Origin of the sequence: Deinococcus aetherius (genome assembly GCF_025997855.1) — a bacterium.
GTDB classification, from domain to species: domain Bacteria; phylum Deinococcota; class Deinococci; order Deinococcales; family Deinococcaceae; genus Deinococcus; species Deinococcus aetherius.
In genome coordinates, this window is the sequence record NZ_AP026560.1 from 2787728 (window position 1) to 2810469 (window position 22742).

At 69.8% G+C, this 22742-nt stretch carries 27 protein-coding genes; 11 read left to right on the forward strand and 16 right to left on the reverse strand.

The annotated features are described in order from the left end of the window. Positions 1–10 precede the first annotated feature (10 nt). Both DAETH_RS14235 and DAETH_RS14240 read left to right on the forward strand, forming a co-directional pair. The gene (locus DAETH_RS14235) at positions 11–148 is read left to right on the forward strand and encodes a hypothetical protein (RefSeq protein WP_264775537.1); all 138 of its coding nucleotides are present in this window, start codon (positions 11–13) and stop codon (positions 146–148) included. Positions 149–158: 10 nt separating this feature from the next. Next, a complete protein-coding gene (locus tag DAETH_RS14240; RefSeq protein WP_264775538.1) occupies positions 159–590 on the forward strand; it encodes a uracil-DNA glycosylase in 432 nt (143 codons plus the stop codon). A gap of 4 nt (positions 591–594) precedes the next feature. On the opposite strand, the gene DAETH_RS14245 is transcribed toward DAETH_RS14240, so the two are convergent. Continuing rightward, entirely contained in the window at positions 595–1800 is a 1206-nt protein-coding gene (locus tag DAETH_RS14245; RefSeq protein ID WP_264775539.1) for a S8 family serine peptidase, read from the reverse strand. 102 nt (positions 1801–1902) lie between these two features. On the opposite strand from DAETH_RS14245, the gene DAETH_RS14250 reads away from it, so the two are divergent. Beyond that, on the forward strand, positions 1903–2676 hold the full coding sequence (locus DAETH_RS14250; RefSeq protein ID WP_264775540.1) for an SDR family NAD(P)-dependent oxidoreductase: 774 nt from the start codon (positions 1903–1905) through the stop codon (positions 2674–2676). A 463-nt stretch (positions 2677–3139) separates the two neighbouring features. On the opposite strand, the gene DAETH_RS14255 is transcribed toward DAETH_RS14250, so the two are convergent. Then, the gene (locus DAETH_RS14255; protein WP_264775541.1) at positions 3140–4603 is read right to left on the reverse strand and encodes a hypothetical protein; all 1464 of its coding nucleotides are present in this window, start codon (positions 4601–4603) and stop codon (positions 3140–3142) included. 137 nt (positions 4604–4740) lie between these two features. Between DAETH_RS14255 and DAETH_RS14260 the strand changes: the two genes are divergently transcribed. The 3 genes from DAETH_RS14260 to DAETH_RS14270 are packed head-to-tail and all read left to right on the forward strand — an operon-like array spanning position 4741 to position 6808. Then, positions 4741–5589 (forward strand): hypothetical protein, encoded by an 849-nt coding sequence (locus DAETH_RS14260; RefSeq protein WP_264775542.1) that lies wholly within the window; start codon positions 4741–4743, stop codon positions 5587–5589. A gap of 44 nt (positions 5590–5633) precedes the next feature. After that, positions 5634–5945, forward strand: a complete 312-nt coding sequence (locus DAETH_RS14265) for a Rieske 2Fe-2S domain-containing protein (protein WP_264775543.1) — start codon at positions 5634–5636, stop codon at positions 5943–5945. Between the two features lie 5 nt (positions 5946–5950). Further along, a complete protein-coding gene (locus DAETH_RS14270) occupies positions 5951–6808 on the forward strand; it encodes a hypothetical protein (protein ID WP_264775544.1) in 858 nt (285 codons plus the stop codon). Between the two features lie 14 nt (positions 6809–6822). Here DAETH_RS14270 and DAETH_RS14275 read toward each other — a convergent pair whose 3' ends face one another. From DAETH_RS14275 to DAETH_RS14290, 4 genes are all read right to left on the reverse strand, one after another. Continuing rightward, positions 6823–6993 (reverse strand): hypothetical protein, encoded by a 171-nt coding sequence (locus tag DAETH_RS14275; RefSeq protein ID WP_264775545.1) that lies wholly within the window; start codon positions 6991–6993, stop codon positions 6823–6825. A gap of 83 nt (positions 6994–7076) precedes the next feature. After that, on the reverse strand, positions 7077–7703 hold the full coding sequence (mqnB, locus tag DAETH_RS14280) for a futalosine hydrolase (protein WP_264775546.1): 627 nt from the start codon (positions 7701–7703) through the stop codon (positions 7077–7079). Positions 7704–7730: 27 nt separating this feature from the next. Further along, entirely contained in the window at positions 7731–8375 is a 645-nt protein-coding gene (pdxH, locus tag DAETH_RS14285; protein WP_264775547.1) for a pyridoxamine 5'-phosphate oxidase, read from the reverse strand. Further along, a complete protein-coding gene (locus DAETH_RS14290; protein WP_264775548.1) occupies positions 8372–9211 on the reverse strand; it encodes a DNA-formamidopyrimidine glycosylase in 840 nt (279 codons plus the stop codon). The genes pdxH and DAETH_RS14290 overlap by 4 nt, the downstream gene beginning before the upstream one ends. A gap of 76 nt (positions 9212–9287) precedes the next feature. Here DAETH_RS14290 and DAETH_RS14295 point away from each other — a divergent pair, with 76 nt between their 5' ends. Beyond that, a complete protein-coding gene (locus tag DAETH_RS14295; RefSeq protein WP_264775549.1) occupies positions 9288–9923 on the forward strand; it encodes a pyroglutamyl-peptidase I in 636 nt (211 codons plus the stop codon). 158 nt (positions 9924–10081) lie between these two features. Here DAETH_RS14295 and DAETH_RS14300 read toward each other — a convergent pair whose 3' ends face one another. From DAETH_RS14300 to DAETH_RS14340, 9 genes are all read right to left on the reverse strand, one after another. Further along, entirely contained in the window at positions 10082–10333 is a 252-nt protein-coding gene (locus DAETH_RS14300) for a hypothetical protein (RefSeq protein WP_264775550.1), read from the reverse strand. A gap of 2 nt (positions 10334–10335) precedes the next feature. Next, positions 10336–12474, reverse strand: a complete 2139-nt coding sequence (gene ppk1, locus DAETH_RS14305; protein WP_264775551.1) for a polyphosphate kinase 1 — start codon at positions 12472–12474, stop codon at positions 10336–10338. Between the two features lie 146 nt (positions 12475–12620). Further along, positions 12621–13865, reverse strand: a complete 1245-nt coding sequence (gene fabF / locus DAETH_RS14310) for a beta-ketoacyl-ACP synthase II (RefSeq protein WP_264775552.1) — start codon at positions 13863–13865, stop codon at positions 12621–12623. A 104-nt stretch (positions 13866–13969) separates the two neighbouring features. Further along, complete coding sequence (gene acpP / locus DAETH_RS14315) at positions 13970–14200, reverse strand: acyl carrier protein (RefSeq protein WP_264775553.1); 231 nt, start codon at positions 14198–14200, stop codon at positions 13970–13972. 176 nt (positions 14201–14376) lie between these two features. Continuing rightward, entirely contained in the window at positions 14377–15123 is a 747-nt protein-coding gene (gene fabG / locus DAETH_RS14320) for a 3-oxoacyl-[acyl-carrier-protein] reductase (protein ID WP_264775554.1), read from the reverse strand. Beyond that, complete coding sequence (locus tag DAETH_RS14325) at positions 15120–15656, reverse strand: DinB family protein (RefSeq protein WP_264775555.1); 537 nt, start codon at positions 15654–15656, stop codon at positions 15120–15122. Before DAETH_RS14325 ends, fabG begins: the two co-directional genes overlap by 4 nt. Further along, positions 15653–16564, reverse strand: coding sequence for an ACP S-malonyltransferase (gene fabD, locus DAETH_RS14330; RefSeq protein WP_264775556.1), 912 nt, complete (start codon positions 16562–16564; stop codon positions 15653–15655). The genes DAETH_RS14325 and fabD overlap by 4 nt, the downstream gene beginning before the upstream one ends. Further along, positions 16561–17610 carry a beta-ketoacyl-ACP synthase III gene (locus tag DAETH_RS14335; protein WP_264775557.1) on the reverse strand — a complete coding sequence of 350 codons (1050 nt, stop codon included), beginning with the start codon at positions 17608–17610 and terminating at the stop codon, positions 16561–16563. The genes fabD and DAETH_RS14335 overlap by 4 nt, the downstream gene beginning before the upstream one ends. A 322-nt stretch (positions 17611–17932) precedes the next feature. Beyond that, complete coding sequence (locus tag DAETH_RS14340; protein WP_264775558.1) at positions 17933–18667, reverse strand: S24 family peptidase; 735 nt, start codon at positions 18665–18667, stop codon at positions 17933–17935. Positions 18668–18713: 46 nt separating this feature from the next. Between DAETH_RS14340 and DAETH_RS24670 the strand changes: the two genes are divergently transcribed. From DAETH_RS24670 to DAETH_RS14355, 4 genes are all read left to right on the forward strand, one after another. Further along, positions 18714–18986 (forward strand): helix-turn-helix domain-containing protein, encoded by a 273-nt coding sequence (locus DAETH_RS24670; protein ID WP_406585084.1) that lies wholly within the window; start codon positions 18714–18716, stop codon positions 18984–18986. Between the two features lie 700 nt (positions 18987–19686). Further along, a complete protein-coding gene (locus DAETH_RS14345; RefSeq protein WP_264775559.1) occupies positions 19687–21117 on the forward strand; it encodes an integrase catalytic domain-containing protein in 1431 nt (476 codons plus the stop codon). Continuing rightward, entirely contained in the window at positions 21114–21884 is a 771-nt protein-coding gene (locus tag DAETH_RS14350) for an AAA family ATPase (RefSeq protein ID WP_264775560.1), read from the forward strand. Before DAETH_RS14345 ends, DAETH_RS14350 begins: the two co-directional genes overlap by 4 nt. Beyond that, a complete protein-coding gene (locus DAETH_RS14355) occupies positions 21881–22282 on the forward strand; it encodes a hypothetical protein (protein WP_264775561.1) in 402 nt (133 codons plus the stop codon). Before DAETH_RS14350 ends, DAETH_RS14355 begins: the two co-directional genes overlap by 4 nt. Before the next feature lie 8 nt (positions 22283–22290). On the opposite strand, the gene DAETH_RS14360 is transcribed toward DAETH_RS14355, so the two are convergent. Further along, positions 22291–22683 carry a hypothetical protein gene (locus DAETH_RS14360; RefSeq protein WP_264775562.1) on the reverse strand — a complete coding sequence of 131 codons (393 nt, stop codon included), beginning with the start codon at positions 22681–22683 and terminating at the stop codon, positions 22291–22293. Between the last annotated feature and the right edge of the window lie 59 nt (positions 22684–22742).

The window sequence follows — 22742 nt, forward strand, 5'->3', positions numbered from 1 at the left end:
GGCTGGGGGCATGATCACCTACCGGCGGCAAAACGCCCTGACGCCCGAGCAGGACGCCGAGATCACCGTGAACCTCACGCCGCTGCTGTTCTTCGTGGTCGGCTTCGTCCTGGTGCGTACCGTGCTGCGGAACAGGCAATCGAAGTAGGCCGCCGCCCATGACCGACCCTTCCGGCACGTCCGGGCAGTTCAGGAGCCTCCACAGCGGGCGCCTCGTGGTTCCCGGCTGGACCAACCTCATCCCCGGCCTGCCCGACGCCGTGGAGATTCAGTTCGACCCCGACCCGCATGACCTGGCCCGCGAGTACGCCTGCCTGCTCGTCGAATACTGGGTGACTCCCGAGGAACTGACCCTTCAGAGCGTCCTGCCGGTGCGGGCCTTCACCGCCGCGCCCGAGGGCTGGTGCGTGTTCGTGCCCGCGCGGGGAAGGGTGCTCGTGCGGGCCCTCGACCCGCAGCCCGACCCGCCCGTCCTGGTGAGCCACTGGCTGAACATCGACCCCAGGACGCCCGAGGGGACGGTGGTCACGGTGGCGGTGAACCTCCCGGCGCCGCCCTCGCCGTGGCAGAACCTGCTCCTGAACGGGTGAGAGCCTAGTGCGACCGCGCCGTCGTCAGTGAGGAGCGGACCGCCGCCTCGGCGTCGAGAAGGCCCGCGCCGCAGGTCTTGCGGGGGTCGAGGGGGTCGCAGCGCCCGCCCGGGAAGGGGGTGGCGGTGCGGGCGAGGACGCCCTGGACCTGGGCTGGGGTGAGGCCGGGCTTCAGGCCGAAGAGCAGGCTGGCGACCCCCGCGACCTGGGGGGCCGCGAAGCTGGTGCCGTCGGGGTCGCGCTCGCCGCCGGGGCCGCTCAGGCTGCTCGCCACGACCCCGTGGCCGGGCTCCCCGCCGGGCGCGGCGAGGGCGACGCTCGCTCCCCAGTTCGCGTAGGCGGGCCGCTGCCCCGCTACGGTCACGCTCGTCACCGTCAGGACGCCCCGGCACCCGGCGGGCGTGTACCCCCGCGCGTCCGCCCCGTCGTTCGCCGCCCCCGCCACCACGAGCGCCCCCCGCGCGGCCACGGCGTCGAGGGCCGCCTGGACCCGCGCGTCACAGCCCGTCAGCGGGATGAAGTCGGCGAAGAGGCTGAGGTTGAGCACCCGCGCGGGGCTCGGGTTGGCGGGCACGCCGGGCACCGGGAGGCCCGCCGCCCAGCGCAGCGCGTCCGCGAGGTCCTGGGGGTCGATCAACCCGTCCACCCCCGCCACCCGCACCTGCACCACCCGGGCCTGCGGGTTGATGCCCGCCATGCCGCGCCCGTCGTGCGCCGCCGCGATCAGGTTGGCGACCACCTCGGCGTGGTAGGCGAACTGGCCCACCCCGCCCGCGTCGGGGTCGCGCCCGCCGCCGTCCCCGGCCCGGGCGGGGTCGGAGACGAAGTCGTACCCGTTCACCACCCGCCCGGTGAGTTCGGGGCTGGGCACGAAGCCGGTGTCGAGCACGGCGACCGTGACCGGGGCGCCGTGCCCCCTCCCCAGCAGCGCCCACGCGCCCGGCGCCCGAATGGCCTCCAGGTTCCACTGCCGCGCGAACAGGGGGTCGGCGGGGCGGTAGAGCGTGGGGGCGACCGGAGGGGTCGCGGGCGGGTTCGTCAGCGGCAGCAACGGTGGGGCGGGTTGCGCGGGTGTGGGGAGGGGCTGGAGTTCCGGCAGCGTCGCCTGGCCGGAGGGGAGGGGCAGGGCGGGAATGGGGACGATCCGTGGGGCGGCGGCGGCCACCCCCGCCAGGGCGCCCGTCAGGAGCAGGGAACGCAGAAGGTTCACCCGCCCAGTCTGGCGCGCCCCGCTGACCCGGGGCTGAGAGCGGGATGGTCCCGGGGCGGTGGAACCGGGGGTGTCTCCCCGACCACCGCGTAGCATCCCTCCATGACCTCGACTCAGGCAAAGCGGCAGGTGGTGATCCTCACGGGCGCGTCGAGCGGCATCGGGCGGGCGACGGCGCACGAACTCGCCCGGCGCGGACACACGCTCGTCCTTGCGGCGCGGCGCGAAGGCACCCTCGCCTCCCTGGCGCGCGAACTCGACCCCAGCGGCTCACGCGTCCTCGCCGTGCCCACCGACGTGACCGAGGGCGACTCCCGCCGGGCGCTGATCGAGACGGCCCGGGAACACTTCGGCCCCGTCGACGTGCTCGTCAACAACGCGGGCGTGACTGTCGAGCGCGGCTGGTGGTGGGACGACCCCGACCCCCTGCGGGTGCTGCGGGTGAACCTGGAATCTCCCATCGAACTCACCCGCCTGGTGCTGCCGGAGATGCGCTCTCGGAAATCGGGGCACATCGTCAACATCGGCTCGGTGGCGGGGCGGGCGGCCACGAACGGCATCTACTCGGCGAGCAAGTTCGGCCTGCGCGGCTTCTCACTGGCCCTGCGGCGCGAACTCCTGGGCACGGGCGTCACCGTCAGCCTGATCGCCCCCGGCTTCGTCCGCAGCGAGATGACCCGCGCCGCCCGCCTCCCCATGCCCGGCCCCGAGGTCGTCGCCCGCGCCGTCGCCGACGTGCTGGGCCGCCCCCAGCGCGAAGTCACCGTGCCGCGCGTCTACCGCCCCCTCGCCTTCCTCGACCACGCCCTCCCCGGGGTGGGGGACTGGATCGTGAGACGGATCATCCGGCGGCGGTACGCGCACGGGGAGAGGTAGGGAGGGGGCGGGCGATGATCTGCGGGGCTCCACGAGGGGCGTAGAGCAGGGGTATAGGGCGTTTGGGGGCGCTGGTGGAGGCTCCGTTTACCCTCCTCCCAGCCTCCCCCACAAGGGGGGAGGGGCAAAAGAAGCCGAAGCCTTCGCTTGTTGTTAAAACGTCAATTCGGACGCCTGCCAAGTGGTCGTGACTGAACGCTCCAGGCCCACGACCACGTCCGCTCGCGCAGCGAGACGGTGGGCCCGCAGATGGGCCGCGACAAGATCACACATTGCGTTCAGAGGAACACGTCCACCCGCGCCGCCCGTGTGTCCTTGCCGAGCGCAGCGGAAAGCTCCCCCTCCACTTAGAGGAGAGACACGTCAACAAGCTTGGCGTCAACGCGCGGGCCGCCCCGCGCGGCGGAGACGTTGCCCGCTCCGGGGGCAGGGGGTTGGGGGGTAGGGGTCAAGTCGCACCAAGTTACCCTGCCACCCTCCCCCGTCCCCCCGCCACCAGCAGCAGCACCAGCGTCCCCCCCGCCAGCAGCGTGAGCAAGAGCCCCGCGTGCCCTACGGCCAGAAACACGAGCGGCACGAGCGCGGCCACCCCCAGCGGAAGCACGTACCCCCGCCCCAGCGTCGTCACCCCGAACGCCACGCCCACCCCCGCCCCCAACGGCAGGGCGACGACCGGCGGCAGGTAAGCGGTGAGCACACCTCCCAGCGTGAACCCCACCCCCAGCCCCAGAACAGCCCCCGCCAGCGGCAACGGCCCGATCACCCGCCGACGCCGCACCGCCCACCCGAGGACGAGGAGCGGCGCGAGCAGCAGGGCCAGCGGCGCCGTCAGCCCGACCTTGGCGAGCATCTCCCTCACGCTGCCCTGCGCGAAGACGACGGCGACGTTCTGCGCGGTGATCACGTCCTGAAGCTGCCAGCGCAGCGTGCGCGCCCGCCCCAGCCCGTCACGCGAGACGTCCGTGGGAAAGAGGCTGTAGCGCTCGAACTTCGCGGGCCGGTCGGCGGTGACGCTGAGGTCGAGGTTCCGCAACGGCTCGCGGCGGTCGGCGAGGCGATAACTCCAGCCGCGCGAGCCCTGGTGGCGGTAGGTGACGTTCACCCGCACCGTCTGCCCGGCGCCGATCTGGCCCTCCCAGACGCTGCCCTCGCGCAGGTCGCTCGCCCGGTAGCCCCGCCCGTTCACGGTGAGGCGAAAGCCGCTCAGGGTGCCGCTTCCCTGCGGCAGGGGAAAGACGAAACGCGCGGTGACGGGCTCCTCGCGCGGGTTGGTGAAGGTGTAGTCGGCGGAGAAGGTCGCGTTGTAGTACGTGCCGCGCCCGCCCGCCGGGTCCACGAAGCGCAGGTCGGCGTTCACCCGGCTGGTGTCCAGACCCAGGGGCGACTCCGTCTGGAGAGTCACGTCCCGGGTGTAGACGAGGTTGCGCCCACGCCGGGTGAAGCCCTCGCGGATGTCCTGCACGGTCAGGCCGGGCACTCCCCCGAAGTAGGGGAGCAGCGTCTCCCAGCCGCCGTTGAGTTGCAGCCGCGCGTACACGTCGGCGGGGAGGACGAGGGTGCGGGTGTACGTCCGGGTGTCGAGCAGACTCACGCGCGGGGAGGCCTGCACGGTCTGCCCCCCATCGGGGTCGGCGGCGTTCGCGTACCGGGCATTCTGCTGGGCTCCCAGCCGCGCGTCCACCGCCCGCCGCGTGACGTGCAACGCGAGTGCGCCCACGCCGACCGCCAGCGCGACGAGCGCCCACCGCCCGAAGGCAGGCAGCCGCGCCCCCACCCACCCCAGCCCCGCCCGGAAACGTTCACGGTCGAGCAGGCCGACGAGCAGCAGCGCCACCAGCCCCGCCCCCAGCGCGACGGCGAGGGGCACGGCGAGACCAGCGAGCCAGGAAAGGGCATCGGCAAGAGCCTTGAGGGCGGTCTGAACCATAGGGGCCTCCGGGGGCAGGACAAGAAGAATTGGAGAGGGATACTCAAGAAAGTACATACCTCCTCATGTGGTCGCCACTCATCCCTCGAAAGGTGGAGGGTGGGTGGGGGGTCGCCTCCCCTCCGGTACGCTGGCGTATGCGCCGCCATGTCCTGCCCCTCCTCGCGCTCCTGGCCCTGACGCTGGCGCTGGCCCGCGCAGCTCCCGCCGGGCCGCAGCCCGCACTCGTCCTGATTCCCGGCAGTTCCCAGGCCGCGCTCCTGGGGGTGTGGGAGGGGAGGCGCTGGCTGGAGGACGGCGACGCGGCGCGGCGCGTGCGGGGCAGTGAGGGCTACCGGGTGCAGGCGTTGGGCGGACAGGTCGCCTCCGCCCGGGGAGCGCGGGCCGAGTCGTTCGGGGCGCCCTGCCCGGACGCGTTCGGCGTGACGCTCTCGCCGGGCCCCCGGTTCCCGACCTTCGCGGTCGCCACGCCCGCCGGGGCGCGGAGCCGTCCCCGCCCCGTCACGGTCCTCCCGGTGACCGGGGCCGTCTACCGCGCCGCCATTCGGGACGAACTGGTGAAGCGGGGCCTGCGCGAGCCCGCCGTGAACGTCACCCGAGTCGTCCGCGCCGATCTCGACGGGAATGGCACGGACGAGGTGATCGTCGAGGCGCGCCGCTTCGCGGAGGGTTCGGGCCTGTACCCGCCGCCCAGCGGGCAGCCCGGCGACTACAGCGTCCTCCTCCTGCGACACGTCGTCGGGAACCGGGTGCGGACGAGCGTCCTCGGCGCGTACGTGGCGCTGAGGGCGCGCGACCCGAACAGCACCGACTTCGGGCCCCTCGCCACCCTCCACGCCCTCGCCGGGATCGCGGACCTGAACGGGGACGGGCGGATGGAGGTCATCACCTTCGGCGCCTATTACGAGGGCTACGCGCTGACGGCGAGCGAATGGACGCCGGGGGCGGGGCTGCGGGCCCGGCTGGAGACGGGGTGCGGGGCCTGACGGGCTGACGCCTGTCCCCCTCCCGCCCCGCTAGACTTGCCCGCATGAGCGAGCGGGTGCGGGTGGGAGCGGAGGCGGAGCTGCCGGAGGGCAGCCAGACGGAGGTGCGGGTGGACGGCGTGGGCGTGGTCGTCGTGAGGTACGAGGGCACGTTCTACGCCCTGCGGAACAACTGCACCCACAAGGACTACCCGCTGCTGGGCGGTGAGGTGAGTCTGGGCCGCCTCACCTGCGAGAAGCACGGGGCGAAGTTCGAGCTGGCGACCGGCAAGGCGAAGACCCTCCCCGCCGTCAAGCCCGTGCGGATCTACAAGACGGTCGTCGAGGAAGGCGAGGTGTACGTCCTGCCCCTGTGAGCCCCGTGGATGAGGTTACGGAGGTGCTGGGCATTCCCGTCCCGCCCGGATTGCTGGACGCGTGGGCGGGATGGCTTGCCCCGGCGCGGCAGCCCTTCTTCCTGACTGCGGAGGAGGCAGAGAGGCTTGGGGTGGGGACAGTGCCACGAGCAGAAGTGTCCTTTCCACCAGCGGGACGTGACACGGATACCTTCGCCCTCTGGTTCGTGCGGCCGGAAGCCAACCGGATCGCCTGGCTCACGGAGGAGGACTGGCTGGCCCTTCCCCCGGCCTCCCGCCGCGCGCTGCTGAGGGCGCAGGTGCGGCACGGGCGGGGAGCGGTGCCGCCCGTCCGCGACTTCGCCGACCTGCTCCCGCACCTGACGGGGACGCGCTTCGTGTGGTGGCCGTCCCTCATAGCTCCTGCCGTCCTGGCGCGAGCGGTCGCGCAGGGGCAGTTGAACTGCCGGAGGGCGGAGGTACCGGACGCCGTGTGGACAGCCGCCACGTCCGTCCTCCCCCGCGCCCGCGAGCTGGCGGGGACGTTCCCGCACGCGAGCGGCCCGAACTGTTTCGGCACGGTGATGGGCGCGGCGGGCGTGCCGGGCGGGGAGCGGGAGTGGGTACAGCGCGAGCCCTTCGAGGCGTTTCTGGCCGAGCGCACCCGGCGCGGCGGACACGACGACCACCTGGGCACGATCCTCGTCTGGCGCGACCACTCAGGTCAGGTGCAGCACACGGCGATCACCCTCGGCGGCGGGTGGGCCCTGCACAAGCCCTCGCAGTCGTGGATGACGCCGCGCGTGGTGCGGCCCACCCGGGACCTGATCCGGTGGTGCCGCGCCCCGGGCTGGCGGTTGCACCGCTCCCGACTGCGGGGGTGACGCGGCGGGAGAGCCTACTTTCCCCTTCGGGTCAGCCGCCAGAGGGTCACGCCGTTCGTGATCAGCAGCAGGGCGCACAGGAGGGCGAAGGGGACGTTCCCCCGCTGCACGAAGCGGATCGCCAGGATGCCCCACCCGCACATCAGGGCCACCACGAGCCAAACGCGCCAGGCGGGAGCGTTCACACGGCGCTCCGGGAAGACAGGGGGGAGAGCTTCATGACCGCAGGGTAACGCGGGGGCGGTGAGGGGCAGGCCCAGGCGCCGGATCAGAGGCTTAACAGTCCCTCCAAGCCGCGTCGGGTCGCCGCCAGCGCCTCCCCGATCCGCCACGCGCCCCGGTCGCGGGGACCGACGGGGTTGCTGACCCCCCGCACTTCGAGGGCCGGAACACCCGCCAGCAGCGCCGCGTGGGCCACCCCCGCCCCCTCCATCCCCTCGGTGAGCGCGCCGGGGTGGCGCCGGGCAAGTTCCCCGGCACGCTTGGCGCTCCCCGTCACCGTGCTGAGGGTGAGGGTGGGGCCGCACGGAGCGCCCAGCCGCCGGGCCAGGTCCACCGCCCCCTCCCAGGCTGGAAAAACTCCGGCGTGCGGCGCGTCGGGCAAGACCGACAGCCCCAGCGCCGCGAGGTCGAGAAAGTCTTCCCCGTCCTGCGCCCCCAGGTCGGCCTGCACGATCACGCTCGACACGGCGAGGTCGCCGGGACTCAAACCGCTCCCCAGGTACGCGCCGCCGATCCCCGCGCTGACGGCGAGGTCGAACCTCTTCTCCAGCAACACGCGCTGTGTGGCGAGCGCCGCCGCGACCGGGCCCACCCCACTCACGACCACGCGGGCGGGGAGGTCCGCGAGCCGGGCGGCCTCCCCGGCGGTCGCCACGACGATGAGGACCTTCATGGGCTCAGGCTAGCGCGGCCCCGGAGGTCAGGGCATCAGCCGCTCGATCCGCCAGCCCTCCCCCCCTCGCGTGTAGCGGAAGCGGTCGTGCATCCGGTTGGGCCTGCCCTGCCAGAACTCCCACTCCGCCACGCGCACCCGGTAACCGCCCCAGAAGTCGGGCCTGGGCACGGGCGTCCCCTCGGGGAAGCGGGCGTGCAGCTCGGCGAGTTTGGCCTCCAACGCCTCGCGGTCAACTATGGGGGCGCTCTGCGGGTCGCTCGCGTGGGCGGCGAGCTGGCTCTCGCGGGGCCGGGCGTGGAAGTAGGCGGTGCTCTCCTCCTCGCTCACCCGCTCGACCCGCCCGTAGGCCCGCACCTGCCGCTCGTGCTCGGCCCAGTGGAAGAGGAGTTCGGCCTGCGGGTTGGCCTCCAGGTCACGCCCCTTGTGCGAGTCGTAGTTCGTGTAGAAGGTCAGCCCGCGTTCGTCCGCCCCCCGCAGCAGGACCGTTCGCACGCCCGGCCTCCCCGCCGCGTCCGCCGTGGCGAGGCTGAGGGCATAGGGCTCGCGCAGGCCATCTCGGAGGGCCTCATTTAACCAGAGCTGGAACTGGGCGAGGGGATCGGGGTTCAGGTCCGAGCGGCGTAACTCGGCGCGGGTGTAGGAGAGGCGCAGGTTGGTGAGATCGGTCATCGGCCTTCCTCCCCGCGCAACTGCTGGCAATGGGGGCAGAAATGCGTTCCCCGCTGGGCGAGCACGATCTTCTCAATCGGCGTGCCGCAGCGCGGGCAGGGTTTCCCCGTCTGCCCGTAGACCCTGTGGCGCACCTGGAAGGCGCCCGCCTCCCCGTCGTGCTGGCGGTAGTTGCCCAGGCCGTCGCCGAGGGAACTGCCGCCCGCCTCGACCGCCTCGTGCATCACCTCGCGAATCGCGTGGAAGAGGCGCCCGGCCTCCTCGCGGGTGAGGCGGGTCTGGGCGGGGTGAATCCGGGCCCGCCACAGGCTCTCGTCCGCGTAGATGTTGCCCACGCCGCTCACGGGCTTCTGCGAGAGGAGCCAGGGCTTCACGGCCCCACAGGTCGCGGCGAGGCGGGCGAATTCCTCCTCCCGGAACTCGTCCGACAGCGGCTCCGGCCCCATCCCGGAGAGGGTCGGCATCCCGCCGTACTCCCCGGCGGGCACGACCGCCATCTTGCCGAAGCGGCGGGGGTCGTGGAAGTAGAGCTTCCCCACGTCCGTCTCCACGGTCACCCGGGTATGCGGCCCCTCCTCCAGCCGGAAGCCGCCCGTCATCCCCAGGTGGACGATGAATTCGAGGTCGTGGGGGTCTCCCTCCCGGGCGTCCGAGGCCGCGAGGTGCAGCATCAGGTACTTGCCCCGGCGCGAGAGGCCGCTGACCCGCCGCCCGTGCGCGAGGTGCGTGTCGCGGTAGCGGTGCGGCGCGTCGTGCGTGACGCTGAGGATGGTGCGCCCCGCGAGCAGCGGCTCGATCTTGCGGCGCGTGGTCTCGACCTCGGGCAGTTCCGGCACAGGGGGAGGATAGCGGGCGGGGTGGGGGTGAACCGTGGCGTGGGGTGAGGGGCCTTCGCGTCCTATCCTCCCACCCATGCCCACGCTCCTCCTCACCGGCTTCGAGCCCTTCCACACCCACCCGGCCAATCCCAGCGCGCAGGCGGCGGAGGCGCTGGACGGGCTGACGGTGGGCAGGGCGCGGGTCGTCTCGGCGCTCCTGCCCGTCGAGCCGCACGCGGCAGCGGCCACCCTGCGCCCCCTGCTGGACACGCACCAGCCGGACGCCGTGCTGCTGACCGGACTCGCGGCGGGCCGTCCCCACGCAACGGTCGAGCGGGTCGCCCTGAACGTCATGGATTTCAACATCCCCGACAACGCCGGGCAGGTATACCGCGACCACCCGGCCCACGAAGACCCCGGCGCCCCGCCCGCCTACCTCAGCACCCTGCCCCTGCGCGCCGTCGTGGACGCCTGGCGGGAGGCGGGTATCCCGGGGTCCATCAGCAACACCGCCGGGCTGTACGTCTGCAACTTCGTGCTCTACTACGCCCTCGACCACCTAAGTCACTCGGGCCGGGCCCATGTGCCCTGCGGGTTCCTGCACGTCCCGGCCAACGCGCAGGTCGCCCTGGCCGTGCCGGAGGACCGCCCCGCCCTGCCCTACCTGCCACAGGACGAGATCACGCGGGCGGTGCGGGTGGCGCTGGAGGTGGTGGGACGTGGGTTGTAGGTTGTGGGAAAAGAAGAGCCTCCTCTACCTCACGTAATCAAGGAGACTGAACTGCTTCTTTTCTCCTCCCCCTTGAGGGGGGAGGCCGGGTGGGGGTGAGCGGGCCAGGCCACCAAGCAACCCAGCCCTCCACCTCCCTTTGATCCTCCACCGCGACCCTACGGAAACGGCGCCTTCCCCGCCACCCATCCCCCCTGGGGTCCCCCCGCCCAGTGCCACTCACCGGGAGCATCCGGCTTCTGCGAGAGGGCCACCCGCACCGCCTCCAGCGGCACACGGCGCGCGAAACGGGTGCGGGCGTGCCACTCGGCGAGGGCGTGAGCGGGGTCACCCGGTCGCAACCCCCGCAGCGCCGCGTGCGCGCGGTTGACGGCGAGGTCGAAGAGGGCGTCCGGCGCGGCGGCGGGCACGCTCAGCCGGGGTGGCGGGCCTCCGCGAAGGCCTGCTGGGCGCTGAAGTCGCCGATGAGCTTCTGGTACACGCCGTCCACGCTCAGCTCCCACGAGCCGCGCTGGTCGGCCCACTCGGTCTCCAGAATGTGCAGGAAGTGGTCGCGGTGGCGGTCGTCGAGGACGGGGGCGATCACCTCCACCCGGCGGTCGAGGTTGCGGCTCATCCAGTCGGCGCTCCCGAAGTAGACCTCGGGGCTCCCCGCATTGCCGAAGGCGTAGATGCGCGCGTGCTCCAGGTACCGCCCCAGCAGGCTGTGAACCCTCACCGTCTCCGAGAGGTCGGGGACGCCGGGCCGCAGACAGCACACGCCCCGGACGATGAGTTCCACCCGCACGCCCCCGCGCGAGGCACGGTACAGGGCCTCGATCAGGGCGGGGTCGGTCAGTTGGTTGACCTTCACCCGTGCCCAGGCGTCGTGCCCCGCCTGCGCGTGCTCCACCTCGCGCCCCAGCAGGGCCTCGAAGCCGCTGCGGGCGGTGTCGGGGGCGACGAGGAGACGGCTGTACCCGGCCTCGGCGTACCCGGTGAGGTGGTTGAACAGCTCGGCCGCGTCCGCCCCGAGGTCGGGGTCGGCGGACAGCAGGCTCAGGTCGGTGTAGAGCCGCGCCGTCTTCGGGTTGTAGTTTCCGGTGCCGATGTGGACGTAGCGCCGCAGCCCCCCCTCCTCGCGCCGGACGACGAGGGTGACCTTGGCGTGCGTCTTCAGACCTGCCATGCCGTAGACGACGTGGGCCCCGGCGCGCTCCAGCTTCCTCGCCCACGAGATGTTGCGCTGCTCGTCGAAGCGGGCCTTCAGTTCGATCAGGGCCACGACCTGCTTGCCGTTCTCGGCGGCGGTGCGTAGGGCGCCGAGGAGGCGGGGGTCGTCCCCGGTGCGGTAGAGCGTCTGCTTGATGGCGAGGACCTGCGGGTCGCGCGAGGCCTCCTCCAGAAAGTTCAGGACGTTGGTGAACCCGTCGTAGGGGTGATGCAGCACCACGTCGCTCTGCCGCAGGGTGGAGAAGATGCCCTCGTCGTCGTCGCCATCGAGGTCGGGCACGGCGGGCACGTAGGGCGGGAAGGACAGGTCAGGCCGCTCGGCGGGAAAGCCCATCAGGTCGGCGGTCCCGAGCGGCCCGTCGAGGATGAAGACGTCCTCGCGCGCCAGCCCCAGCCGCTCTTGCAGGAAGGTGACGATCCCGGGGGGCGTGTCCCCCATCATCTCCAGCCGCACCGCCGACCCGAAGCGCCGCCGCCGCAGCCCGTCCTCGATGGTGGCGAGCAGGTCCTCCGCCTCCTCCTCCTCGAACTCGTAGTCCGTATTGCGCGTGACCCGGAAGACGTGCGCGGCGAGCACCGTGCGCCCCTTGAAGAGGTCCCCGAGGTGCGCGGCGATCACGTCCTCCAGGAGTAGCAGCGCGTCCCCCACAGGCACGATGCGCGGCAGCACGCCCACGGGCACCTTCACCCGCGCGAAGTCGGGCTCCTCGCCCTCGCCCGAGTCGAGCAGCACGGCGAGGTTGAGGCTGAGGTTGCTCAGGTACGGGAAGGGGTGGCTGGGGTCCACCACCAGCGGGGTGAGGACGGGCTGAATCTGGGTAAGGTAGTGCTCGCGCAGGGCGGCCCGCGCCCGCTTGCCCAGGTCGGCAACGCGCACGAGGCGGACTCCGTGGGCGGCGAGCACCTTCAGGGTCGCCCGGGTGGCCTTCTCGATCTCGCGCAGCATGGTGTGGGTCCGCTCGCGGACGAGCCGCAGGGTCTCGCGGGGCTGGAGGCCGTCGGGGCTGGGGGTGAAGACCCCCGCCGCGATCTGGCGGTGGACGCCCGCCACGCGCACCATGAAGAACTCGTCGAGGTTGCTGCCGCAAATCGCCGCGTACTTCAGCCGCTCCAGCGGGGGGTTGCGCTCGTCGCGCGCCTCGGCCAGAACCCGCTCGTTGAAGGCGAGCCAGGAGAGTTCGCGGTTGAGGAAGGTGCTTTCCGGGTTGGCGACCGTGCTGAGGGTGCGGGGCGCCCCTCCGGCGGCCTCCTGCCGCGCCGCCTTGCGCTGCCGCCTGGCCGGGGGTGGGGCGGGCGGCTCGGGAGGGGGCGAAACGGGCTTCTCGGCGCGGACGGTCATGCCCCAGAGTAATGAACCCGGGGCCAGCTCAGCGAAAGCCCAACAACATTAAGAGGAGACGATGAAGGCGCGGGCGGCGTTCCTCTCAGCGAAAGCGGACGTGCCCCGGCAAACGAACGGTCACCGGGGCACATCAATAGGAGGGCTCAAACCCGCCTGAACAGCAGCGCCGCGTTCTGCCCCCCGAAGGCGAAGGAGTTGCTCAGCGCGTACTCCACCCGCGCCTCCCGCGCCCCCTCGGGGATGTAGTCGAGGTCGAGGGCCGGGTCGGGGTCGGTTAGGTTGATGGTGGGCGGCAGCACCCCATCCCTGAGGGCCTGCGCGACGGCGATGGCCTCAATCGCCCCGGCGGCCCCCAGCAGGTGCCCGGTCATCGACTTGGTGGAACTGATGGCGAGGTGGTGCGCGTGCTCGCCGAAGACATGCTTGATCCCCTGCGTCTCGTGCAGGTCGTTGAAGTGGGTGCTCGTCCCGTGGGCGTTGACGTAGCCGACCTGTTCCGGGTTCACGCCCGCCGTGGCGAGGGCCATCCGCATGGCGACCTGCGCCCCGCGACCCTCGGGGGCAGGCATGGTGATGTGGTGCGCGTCGGCGCTCGTGCCGTAGCCGACGATTTCGGCGTAGATGGTCGCCCCACGCGCCTTCGCCTTCTCGTACTCCTCCAGGACGAGCACGCCCGCCCCCTCGCCCAGCACGAAGCCGTCGCGGCTGGCGGAGAAGGGGCGGCTGGCCTTTTCCGGCTCGTCGTTGCGGGTGGACAGGGCCTTCATGTTGGAAAAGCCGCCGATGGCGATGGGCGTGACCGCCGCCTCGGTGCCGCCCGCCAGCATCACGTCGGCGAGGCCGAGCTGGATGTAGCGCGCCGCGTCCCCGACGGCCCCCGTCCCGGTCGCGCAGGCGGTGACGACGGTGCTGCTGGGCCCGGTGGAGCCGTAGCGCATGGCGATGTGGCCGGTCGCCATGTTGGCGATCATCATGGGGATGAACATGGGGCTGATGCGCCCGGGGCCGCGCGAGTGCAGCACGCCCGCCTGCTCCTCGAAGGTCTTCACCCCGCCGATGCCGCTGCCGATCACGGTCCCGACCCGCTCGCCGCGCAGCTCCTCCTCGGACAGGCCGCTGTCGCGCGCGGCGAGTTCCGCCGCCGCCAGCGCGAGCTGCACGTAGCGGTCGAGCTTGCGCGCCTCGCGGGGGTCCACGAACTCGTCGAGGTCGCCCTGCACCTGCCCCGCGATCTTGCTCGCCACGTTCGAGGTGTCGAAGCGGTCGATCAGCCCGATCCCGCTTTTCCCCGCCCGCTGCGCCTGGGCGAACGCCTCCGCCCCCGTCCCGATGGGCGTGACCGGGCCCACGCCCGTGATCACCACCCGCTTGAGTCCCGTCACGCTCATGCTGCCCTCTCCCCCTTAGAACTGCCCTCCACGGGGAACCGGGCGGGCACACGGTCTCCCCCGCGCCCACCCGGCTCCCGATTGCTTCCTGACGGGCGCTTGTGTTACTGCTTGGAGCCGATGTAATCGACGGCGGCCTGCACAGTGCGAATCTGCTCGGCGTCCTCGTCGCTGATGCTGATGCCGAACCTGTCCTCCAGGCCCATGATCAGCTCGACCGTCTCCAGGCTGTCGGCACCCAGGTCCTCCACGAAACGGGCCTCCGGGGTCACCTTGTCCGCGTCCACGCCGAGTTTCTCGACGATCACTTCCTTCACGTCCTCGAATGTTGCCATGCTCACATACCTCCTGGGTCTGAAGTCTCGCGCCAGTCTACACGCGACCCGCCCGGAGGCAAAAAAGGCTGGACGGGGTTCAAGCTCGGCGGCCAAGGGAAAGCTCCCGGTTTCCTGGGGGGCGCGTCCAGCCAAGCCAGGACTTCACGGGGCGAGAGGAGCGTACTCCTCAACCTTCAGTGCGGGTACAGCCCCCCGTCCACCCCGATGACCTGCCCCGTGATGTACCCGGCGGCGTCCGAGGCCAGGAACGCCACGAGCGCGGCGACCTCCCCCGGCTGGCCGAAACGGCCCAGGGGGATGCCGCCCAGGTAGGTCTTCTGCACGTCCTCGGGGAGCCCCGCCGTCATGTCCGACTCGATAAAGCCGGGGGCGACGGCGTTCACGGTGATGCCGCGCCCGCCGTACTCCTTGGCGAGGGCCTTGGTCAGGCCGATCAGACCCGCCTTGCTGGCGACGTAGTTGGCCTGACCCGGGTTGCCCATCAGCCCCACCACGGAGGCGATGTTGATGATGCGGCCCGTGCGCGCTCGCATCATGTACTTGATGGCGGCGCGGCTGGCGGCGAAGGCGCTGCCCAGGTTGGTGTCGAGGACCGCATCCCAATCCTCGTCCTTCATGCGGACGGCGAGGGTGTCGCGGGTGATCCCGGCATTGTTCACGAGCACGTCGAGGCGGCCCATCTCCTTGATGACGGTCTCGACGAGCGTTCCGGCGTTGGCGGGCGTGGAGAGGTCGGCGCCGAAGACCTGGGCGGGGACGCCGAGGGCACGGATGTCCCCGCCCACCCGCTCGGCCTCCGATTGATTCCGGCCGTAATGCACGGCTACACCGAAGCCCGCACGGGCAAGCGAGAGGGCCATCGCGCGGCCGAGCCCCCGGCTGGAGCCGGTGACGAGGGCGATTTTCTGGGGTTGGGTCATGCCTGCTCCAGGCTGGCTTTCACGCCGCCGAGGTGGTGCTGGTTGTGGTAGAGGGTGAAGAGCAGCATCTCGCGCACGCTGAGTTCGCCCAGGACGGGGTGGGTCAGCGCGAAGCGGTCGAGGTCGGCGTCGGTCCAGCCCGCGAGCGCCGTGCGGACGGCGGCGGTGGCCCCCGCGTACTCCTCGACGAGCGTGGCCTGGTCGGCCTGCGGATCGGGGACGTACCGGCCCGAGGCCCTCGCGCCGCCCGCCAGCGCCTCCCGGTACCGGTCGCGGATGTCGAGGTAGGAGCGCGAGGCCCGGCCCCCGCCCCGCCGCCCCAGCCGGTCGCGCGGAATTTGGAGCGCCTGGCTGAGCGGCGCGTTCGAGAGGGTCAGGTGGTGAAGGTGGTGGGCCGGGGACCACTCCTCGGCAGAGCCACGCGTGAACTCCTCGGGGGACAGCTTGCGGAAGTAGGTCACCACCTCCCCCTGCATCTGGGCGAGCGCCTGGAGAAGTTCCTCGCGGGTCTGGGGGGTTGGCAGTGTGGTCATCCGAGATCGCCCGATTTTCCCACGTTCAGGGTCCGGGCGTCGGGCAGAAGACGTTTGACGAGGCCGGTCAGGACCGTGCCGGGGCCGAACTCGACGAAGGTGTCCGCTCCCAGGTCCGCGAGCCGTTGAATTGTCTCCACCCAGCGCACGCTCCCCGTGATCTGCCGCGCAAGCAGGTCGGGCAGGGCGGCGGGGTCGTCGTTCGGCTCGGCGGTCACGTTCGCCACCACCGGGAAGGCGAGGGGACCGAAGGTAGTCGCCCGCAGGTCCGGGGTGAGAGCGTCCTGGGCCGGTTGCATCAGCGCGCAGTGGAAGGGGGCACTTACCTTGAGGGGAATCACCTTCAGGCCCCGCCCCTTGAGTTCGGCGGCGGCGGCGTCCACGGCGGCCTGCTCCCCGGAGATGACCGTCTGGGTCGGCGCGTTGAAGTTGGCGGGCTGCACGACGCCCCTCACCCCCTCGCATACCTCGCGCACCACGTCGGGGTTGCCCATCACGGCACTCATCGCCCCCACTCCGACGGGCACGGCCTCCTGCATCAGTTCGCCGCGCCGCCGGGTCAACCGCAACGCGTCCGCGAGGCCGAGCGTTCCGGCGGCGACGAGGGCGCTGTACTCGCCCAGGGAATGACCGGCGGCAAAAGCGGGGGTGAGGCCCGTGTGCGCCTGCCATGCCCGGTAGGCGGCGACCGACGCGGCGACGAGCGCGGGCTGCTGGTTCGCGGTGAGGGTCAACTCTTCGAGCGGGCCCGTCTCGATCAGGGCGCGCAGGCCGGGAAGGGTTTGCTCGGCTTCAGCGTACACGGCCTCCGCTTCCGGGAAGGTGGCGGCAAGGTCAGCCCCCATGCCGACGGCGTGCGAGCCCTGGCCGGGAAACAGTGCCGCTATGTTGGGGGCGGCGACCCTCACACCGTCACCGCTTCGCGCTCGGCCCGTCCCCTCAGGCTGGGCGCGCCGCCCCACCACTTCATCGTGGAGGCCGCCCAGCTCAGCCCGCCCCCGAACGCGACGAGGAGGAGTTGCTGCCCGTCCCGGACGCGCCCGTCCTCGACGGCCTCGCACAGGGCGAGGGGCACGGTGGCGCTCGACGTGTTGCCGTAGCGTCCCAGGTTCACCACGGTCTTGCTCATGGGCAGGCCCACCCGCTCGCAGGCCGCCTCGATGATGCGGATGTTGGCCTGGTGCGGAATCACCCAGTCCACATCGGCGCTGCTCAACCCGCTCTTGGCGAGCACCTGCCCCCCGCTGTCACCGAGCACCCGCACGGCGAATTTGAAGACCTCGCGCCCGTTCATGCCCGCGTACTCGCCCATCGGGAACCCGCCCGGCAGCCTCGGCGCCACGCAGCGGGCGTAGAGGCTCGGCCCGCCCGCGCTGTCCGCGCCGAGCACGAAGTCCTGAAAACCGTACCCCTCCGGCACCTCTCCCACGACCGCCGCGCCCGCCCCGTCCCCGAAGAGGATGGCGGTGCCCCGGTCGCCTTTGTCGATGATCTTGGACAGCACCTCCGCCCCCACCACGAGCACCCGCTGGGCCGTGCCGCCCAGGATCAGCCCGTGGGCCATGCTCAGCCCGTAGACGAAGCCGCTGCACGCGGTGGAGAGGTCGAAGGCCCCTGCCCCCGCGAGCCCCACCTGCCCGGCGATCAGGGCCGCCGTGGAGGGGAAGAGGGCGTCGGGGCTGGCGGTCGCGCAGATCACGAGGTCCACGCCCTCCAGAGCGTCCGGGTCACGGGCGAGCAGGTCGCGCACGGCCCGCACGCCTATATCGGAGGTGTACTCGTCCTCGCCCGCCCAGCGGCGCTCGCGGATGCCGGTGCGGGCCTCGATCCACTCGGCGCTCGTGTCCATGCGCGCCTCGAAGTCCGCGTTCGTGACGACGGTGGGCGGCGCGTACATGCCGAGGGCGGTAATGCCGATGCTGGGACGGCTGCCGGGAGTCGGGGAGGCGGTCATGCGCGAACCGTAGCATTCTTTGAACAAGCGTTCAAGGAATTGGGGACACGGTGCAAATAGAAACGGTGCAAACAGAAAAGGAGAGGGCACGTCTCGGCGGACATGCCCCCTCCTCTGGCCCTACTGTTGTGTGCAGATTTACCCCTATGCTGCTTGGCAGAATTATTTGGCGAAATAACCGGAACCAGGCTGAACCGGCAGGAACAAAGCGCTTATGCAGTGGGCGCTTTTCCGGTTCCGCGCGAAACGTGCCGGTCGGTCGTGGAACGGTTCCGGTTCGAGGGTTCCCGGGGCTCCTGCACAGAATTATTTGTCATCGGAGTTAGACGGCGTCGTGGACGATCCTGATCACTCGGCCCACGACCTCTTCCACTCGTTCGGCCCCAATGATCCTGAACTGCGGGTCTTCATAGTCGAGGTTGGTGCTCACGAGCTGCTGGAGCCGTCCGCCCTCGCCTAAGAGTGGCCGTTTGCAGACATACCCGTCGTCCGAGATGCGGGCCACTACTGCCGAGCCGACTAGGCTCTTGTCGAGCTGGTTCACGATGACCACGTCGCCGTCGTGGATGGGGGTTTTTCCGCCCTCCATGCTGTTTCCGTACACTTTGAAGGCGACGAGGTCACGCCCACGCGCGAAGTCCTCCTCCACGAAGACCTCGGTGTCCGACGCCGTGAACTGCGTCTTCCCGGCGCCGACGAGCCCGGCTACCTGGACTGGCACCTGTACGACCGGGATGTGGGCTTCGAGCTTGTCGTGTCCGAACCCGTCAGGTTCTAGCATGTAGAGCAGTTCGTGCATGGGAACGTTCAAGGTTTCGGCGAGTTTCTTCAATGTGTCCACCGAGGTTTTCTGAGTTTTGCCCGACGCCGTTTTCTTCCCAAGAACGATGTTGTACAGCGTCGTTTCCCCGATGCTACTGACCGCTGCGAACTCCTCGATCTTGCGGAGGCTGTGTTTCCGCATGTAGGCCGCTATGAGCCGATTAAAGGGTCCGTTGGGGCTGGCGAGCGTCTTCTGAAGACCTTCGAACTCCCTCTCTATCGTTGACTTACTCACATGTGTGAGTGTAGACTGCTCACATATGCGAGTAAAGGAGGGTTGAGTGATCGCTGATCTAGTCAAGGAGCGTATGCGTGAACTCGGGCGTTCGCAGGCGGAAATTGCCCGCCTATCCGGTCTCAGTACGGGTCACGTCTCGGACATCGTGAATGGAAGGAAGGGGGCGGCTGTTTCCCTTCCGACTATCCAGGCTCTCGCCCGGGGTTTGGACGTGAAGGCGGACTACTTTTTTTCGTCCGGTCACTCGCTTAAGCGAGTAGAAAACACGTCTAGCAGCACGAAAAAGCGAGCGGCCCGGGGGGGGGCGAGTGTCTAGGTACAGCGAAGAACGCAAAACGCACTTGCTGACCGTGGAGGAATGCGCCGTGGCTACTGGAAGGTCCACCAAGACCATCACGAGGCGGCTGGCTGGAGAGCACGTCTACGTCGAGTACCACTTCGTAAAGGCGAGGGTGGGTTCGGTACGTACCGCCTTTGTCGATGTGAGGACCCTGGGCCTCCCGATTCTTGCGGAGGGACATGTCCTTCCGCAGGTGTGCGGAGGGACAGTGCGGAAGGACATCGAGATCAGTGCGGAAGGACATGGGGAAAACGGTGTCCCAGTGCTGCTGAACCCCGAAGTCCCCGCCCCGCCGCCCCAGGCGTGCGGAGGGACACCCAATTTGTCCTTCCGCACACCTCCAAAGGTGCCACTGCTTTCCCCCCTCGACCCGCAAACCCACGACCTCCACCAACGCTTGCAGGTCGTCCTGAGGACCCGGCGCCACAGCCGGGAGCGAGGTGCGGCGGTCGAGCGCTTAGCTGGCGAGTTGGAGGTTCACCCCCGCAGGGTGCAGCGCTGGGTTCACGCCCTGGAGGAGGGGGCAAATAGCCCTTACGCCCTGGCGCGGCAGGGGCGATCTGACAGGGGGAGGCGGCGGTTCCCCGAGGAGGTGCGGGAGCTTGTTACAGCCGCCTTTCTCAACAATCGCCCAGGCGTAAGCGCCAGCGCGGTTTATCGGGCTCTGGAGCGTTCGGTGCCACACCTGATGACCTACAGCACCAAGGGCGGCAGCGTGAAGCGGATCGAGCCGCGAACGGTTCGGGTGATTCAGCAGGAGCTGATGGTCGATCCCGCGATGCAGTTGATGTTCCGTGACACCAAGCAGCGCAAGGAGTTCCTGCGCGTGTACAACGGGAAGGTTCACGCCCTGCACGCGAACGCGCAGTGGCAGATGGACATGACCCGCTGTGATGTAGAGGTCTTTAACCCTGTCATGCGGCGCTTCTACAGGCTCCGCGTCCACGCCGTCATCGACGTTTACAGCGGCTGCATCATGGGCCTTTCGTTCAGTGAGGACGAGGACCAGGCGCAGACCAACATCGCGCTCCTCCGCGCGCTGACGCCCAAAACGGGGCGGTACGCCCACCTGTACCCCATGTACGGGACGCCCAACACCATCTACTGGGACAACGGCAAAACATATCGCAGTGGTGAGGTCGAGCGCATCGTCAGCACGTTGGGGATCGAGAGCATCCACAGTCTCCCCCGCGTGTCTCACACGCGCGGAGCCATCGAGCGCTTCTTTGGCACGCTCCACGGGATGATCGAGCGTGCTCTGACCGGGTACGCCGGGATGAACGCCGTCGCGCGAGACAGCGAGGAGTTGCGGGCGCTGCGAGAGCGGACCCTCCGGTGGGCAGAGACCGGACGTGATCCCGGGCGCCAGCAACGGCACCTGACCGAAGAAGAGTTCAAGTCCGTCGTCCTGATGTGGCTGGTGACCGAATACCACCAGATGATTCAGGACACCGGGGAGACCCGGCAGGAGAAGTTCCTGTCCAGCGTGCAGGGGGATGCCGCACGCCACACCCTGCGGCTCTACGACCCCCAGGAACTCTTCATGCTGTTCTGCCGCCAGATCAGCCGGGTGGTCACCCCCGACAGCGGCATCCAGTACAAGAACCGCCTCTTCAAGTCGCCCACGGGGGCGCTTGCCGGGTATGCCGGGAGGACCGTGGTCCTGATGGAGGACGCCTTCAGCCCAGAGGGCTGGTACGGCGTGGTCTACCCCCGCAAGGACGGGACCTATGCCTACCTCGGTGATGTGGAGCCCGCGCCCGAGTGGGCCGACAGCGCCGAGTCTGCGGCCGTCCGGCAGATCGAGAAGGGTGCCCGGCGTGCCCTGGTGGAGCGCGTCGAGGTGGAGGCCGAGCGCAACCGCCGACCGGAGCTGAACATCGCGGAGTCCCTCGTGCGTGCGCTCCCGCTCTCTGACCCGAGCCAACTGCCTGTGGTGGATGTTGCCCCCGCGCCCCTTCCCACCAGCCGTGCCCGCCTCGCCACCACGCCCCGGGATGAGGACGTGGGGGACTTCGGCAGGTTCTTGGATGCAGGTAAGGACGCTCAGACCGCCGACGAGTTCATGACGGTGATTAAAAACACGCTCCCAGGGAGGAAAAAATGACGAAAGCGGCCAAACCCACAGCGTTGGTTTCCGCCGGGAAGGTGGTAGGCATCGATCTCCGTGAAGCCGACCTCTCCGACACCCGACTTCCTGCGAACTTTAAGTTGACCAGCAACTTCCGCGAGATCGTCGGCAAGATTCAGCTCGCCTGGTCGCTCCACGACACCTTCTGCCTCATCACGGGGGCGAACGGCTGCGGCAAAAGCACGGCGGTGGCGTTTATGGCTCAACAGGAGGGCGTGCTGCTGGTCCACGTGCAGCCGAAGTACCAGCCCAAGCACCTCGTGGACAAATTCGCCGAGCTGCTGGGGGTGAACGCGGGAAGTGGGTGGCGTGCCCAGACCTCGGTGGTCGTCTCGCAGCTCCGGGAAGACCCCAAACTCATCATCTTGGATGAGGGGCAGCGCCTCGACTACGACTGCCTCGACACCCTGAAGTACATCGGGGATGAATCCGGCTGCACGTTCGTGCTCGTCGCTAACGTCAACCTGGAGCGGATCATCGAGAAGAACCCCGACATCGACAGCCGTGTGGGAACGCGGGTTCGGGTTGGCAGCATGACGTTGGAAGAGTTTGTCCGGCTGTATCAGCCGGACGGCTATGCCGAGGACGTGCTGGGCGAAATGCACAAGCTCACGTCTGGCGTTTACCGCCGCCTGGATCGCCTGCTGAGCAAGTTGGTCGTGGCGATGGAAGAGGCAGGTCTCTCCCCCGCAGAGCTGAAGATTGGGCACCTGCGGCACCTCGTGAAGGAAGTGCTCCAGTGAGCGGCCGGAAGCGCCCAAGCGGTGCGGGGAGCAATAGCAAGCGCTTTGCAGAGGTCAAGAAGGGCGACGAGGTCACGAAGATTCCCGTCGTGAAGGACGCGGGCACCTTCATCTACCTCAGCGAGGACCACTCCTGGCCCACTCTCCCGGTCACCACTCTCCTGACCGATGTCAGTTGGATTCAGGAGGGCAGCGTCTTCACCCTCAAGGACAACCGGCCCGGCACCAGGGGCGGCATGGGCCACAAGACGAAAGTCTTCGTGGTGGCCGTCGATATGACGGTCGCCATCTGGCCGGGCAAGTACGGGCAGATCGAGCGGCATGTGCTCACGAACCCGGTCCCCAGCAATGACGAACTGAGTGAGATGCTGCTGGGTATTGCCGAGGGGGACGGCTGATGGGTTACCTACCCCAGGGCATCACTCAGGGCGGCGTCCCAGTGTCCGGGAATATGGATGTACGCGCGGAATTGCACCGCGATCTCCAGCAACTCGTACAGCTCTGGCGAGTTTGCGGGCAGGCCCCTGCCCCTGCTCGCAGCGTGAAGTTCGCTCAGGGTGCCAATCCCGGGCGCCTGCACGAACAGCCATGCCAGGCGAACGATGGCGGACGCTTCCTCGCGCGTAGGTGTGGCACGGCCGCTGTTCAGGAAGGCTTCGGCAAGCTGCTTGGCCTCTTCGACATCGCTAAACCCTGTATTGGACGGAAGGACATCGTGGGTCAGCCGGTAGGCCCAGCGAACCGGATTGATGACCGAGGCAAGGAAACGGTCTGCCATCTGATCGAAGTATCCGCTCACGCCTCAGCGTACACGGCACCCACGGTCGAGGACCGCATGGCGATGACCGCCGCCGACCT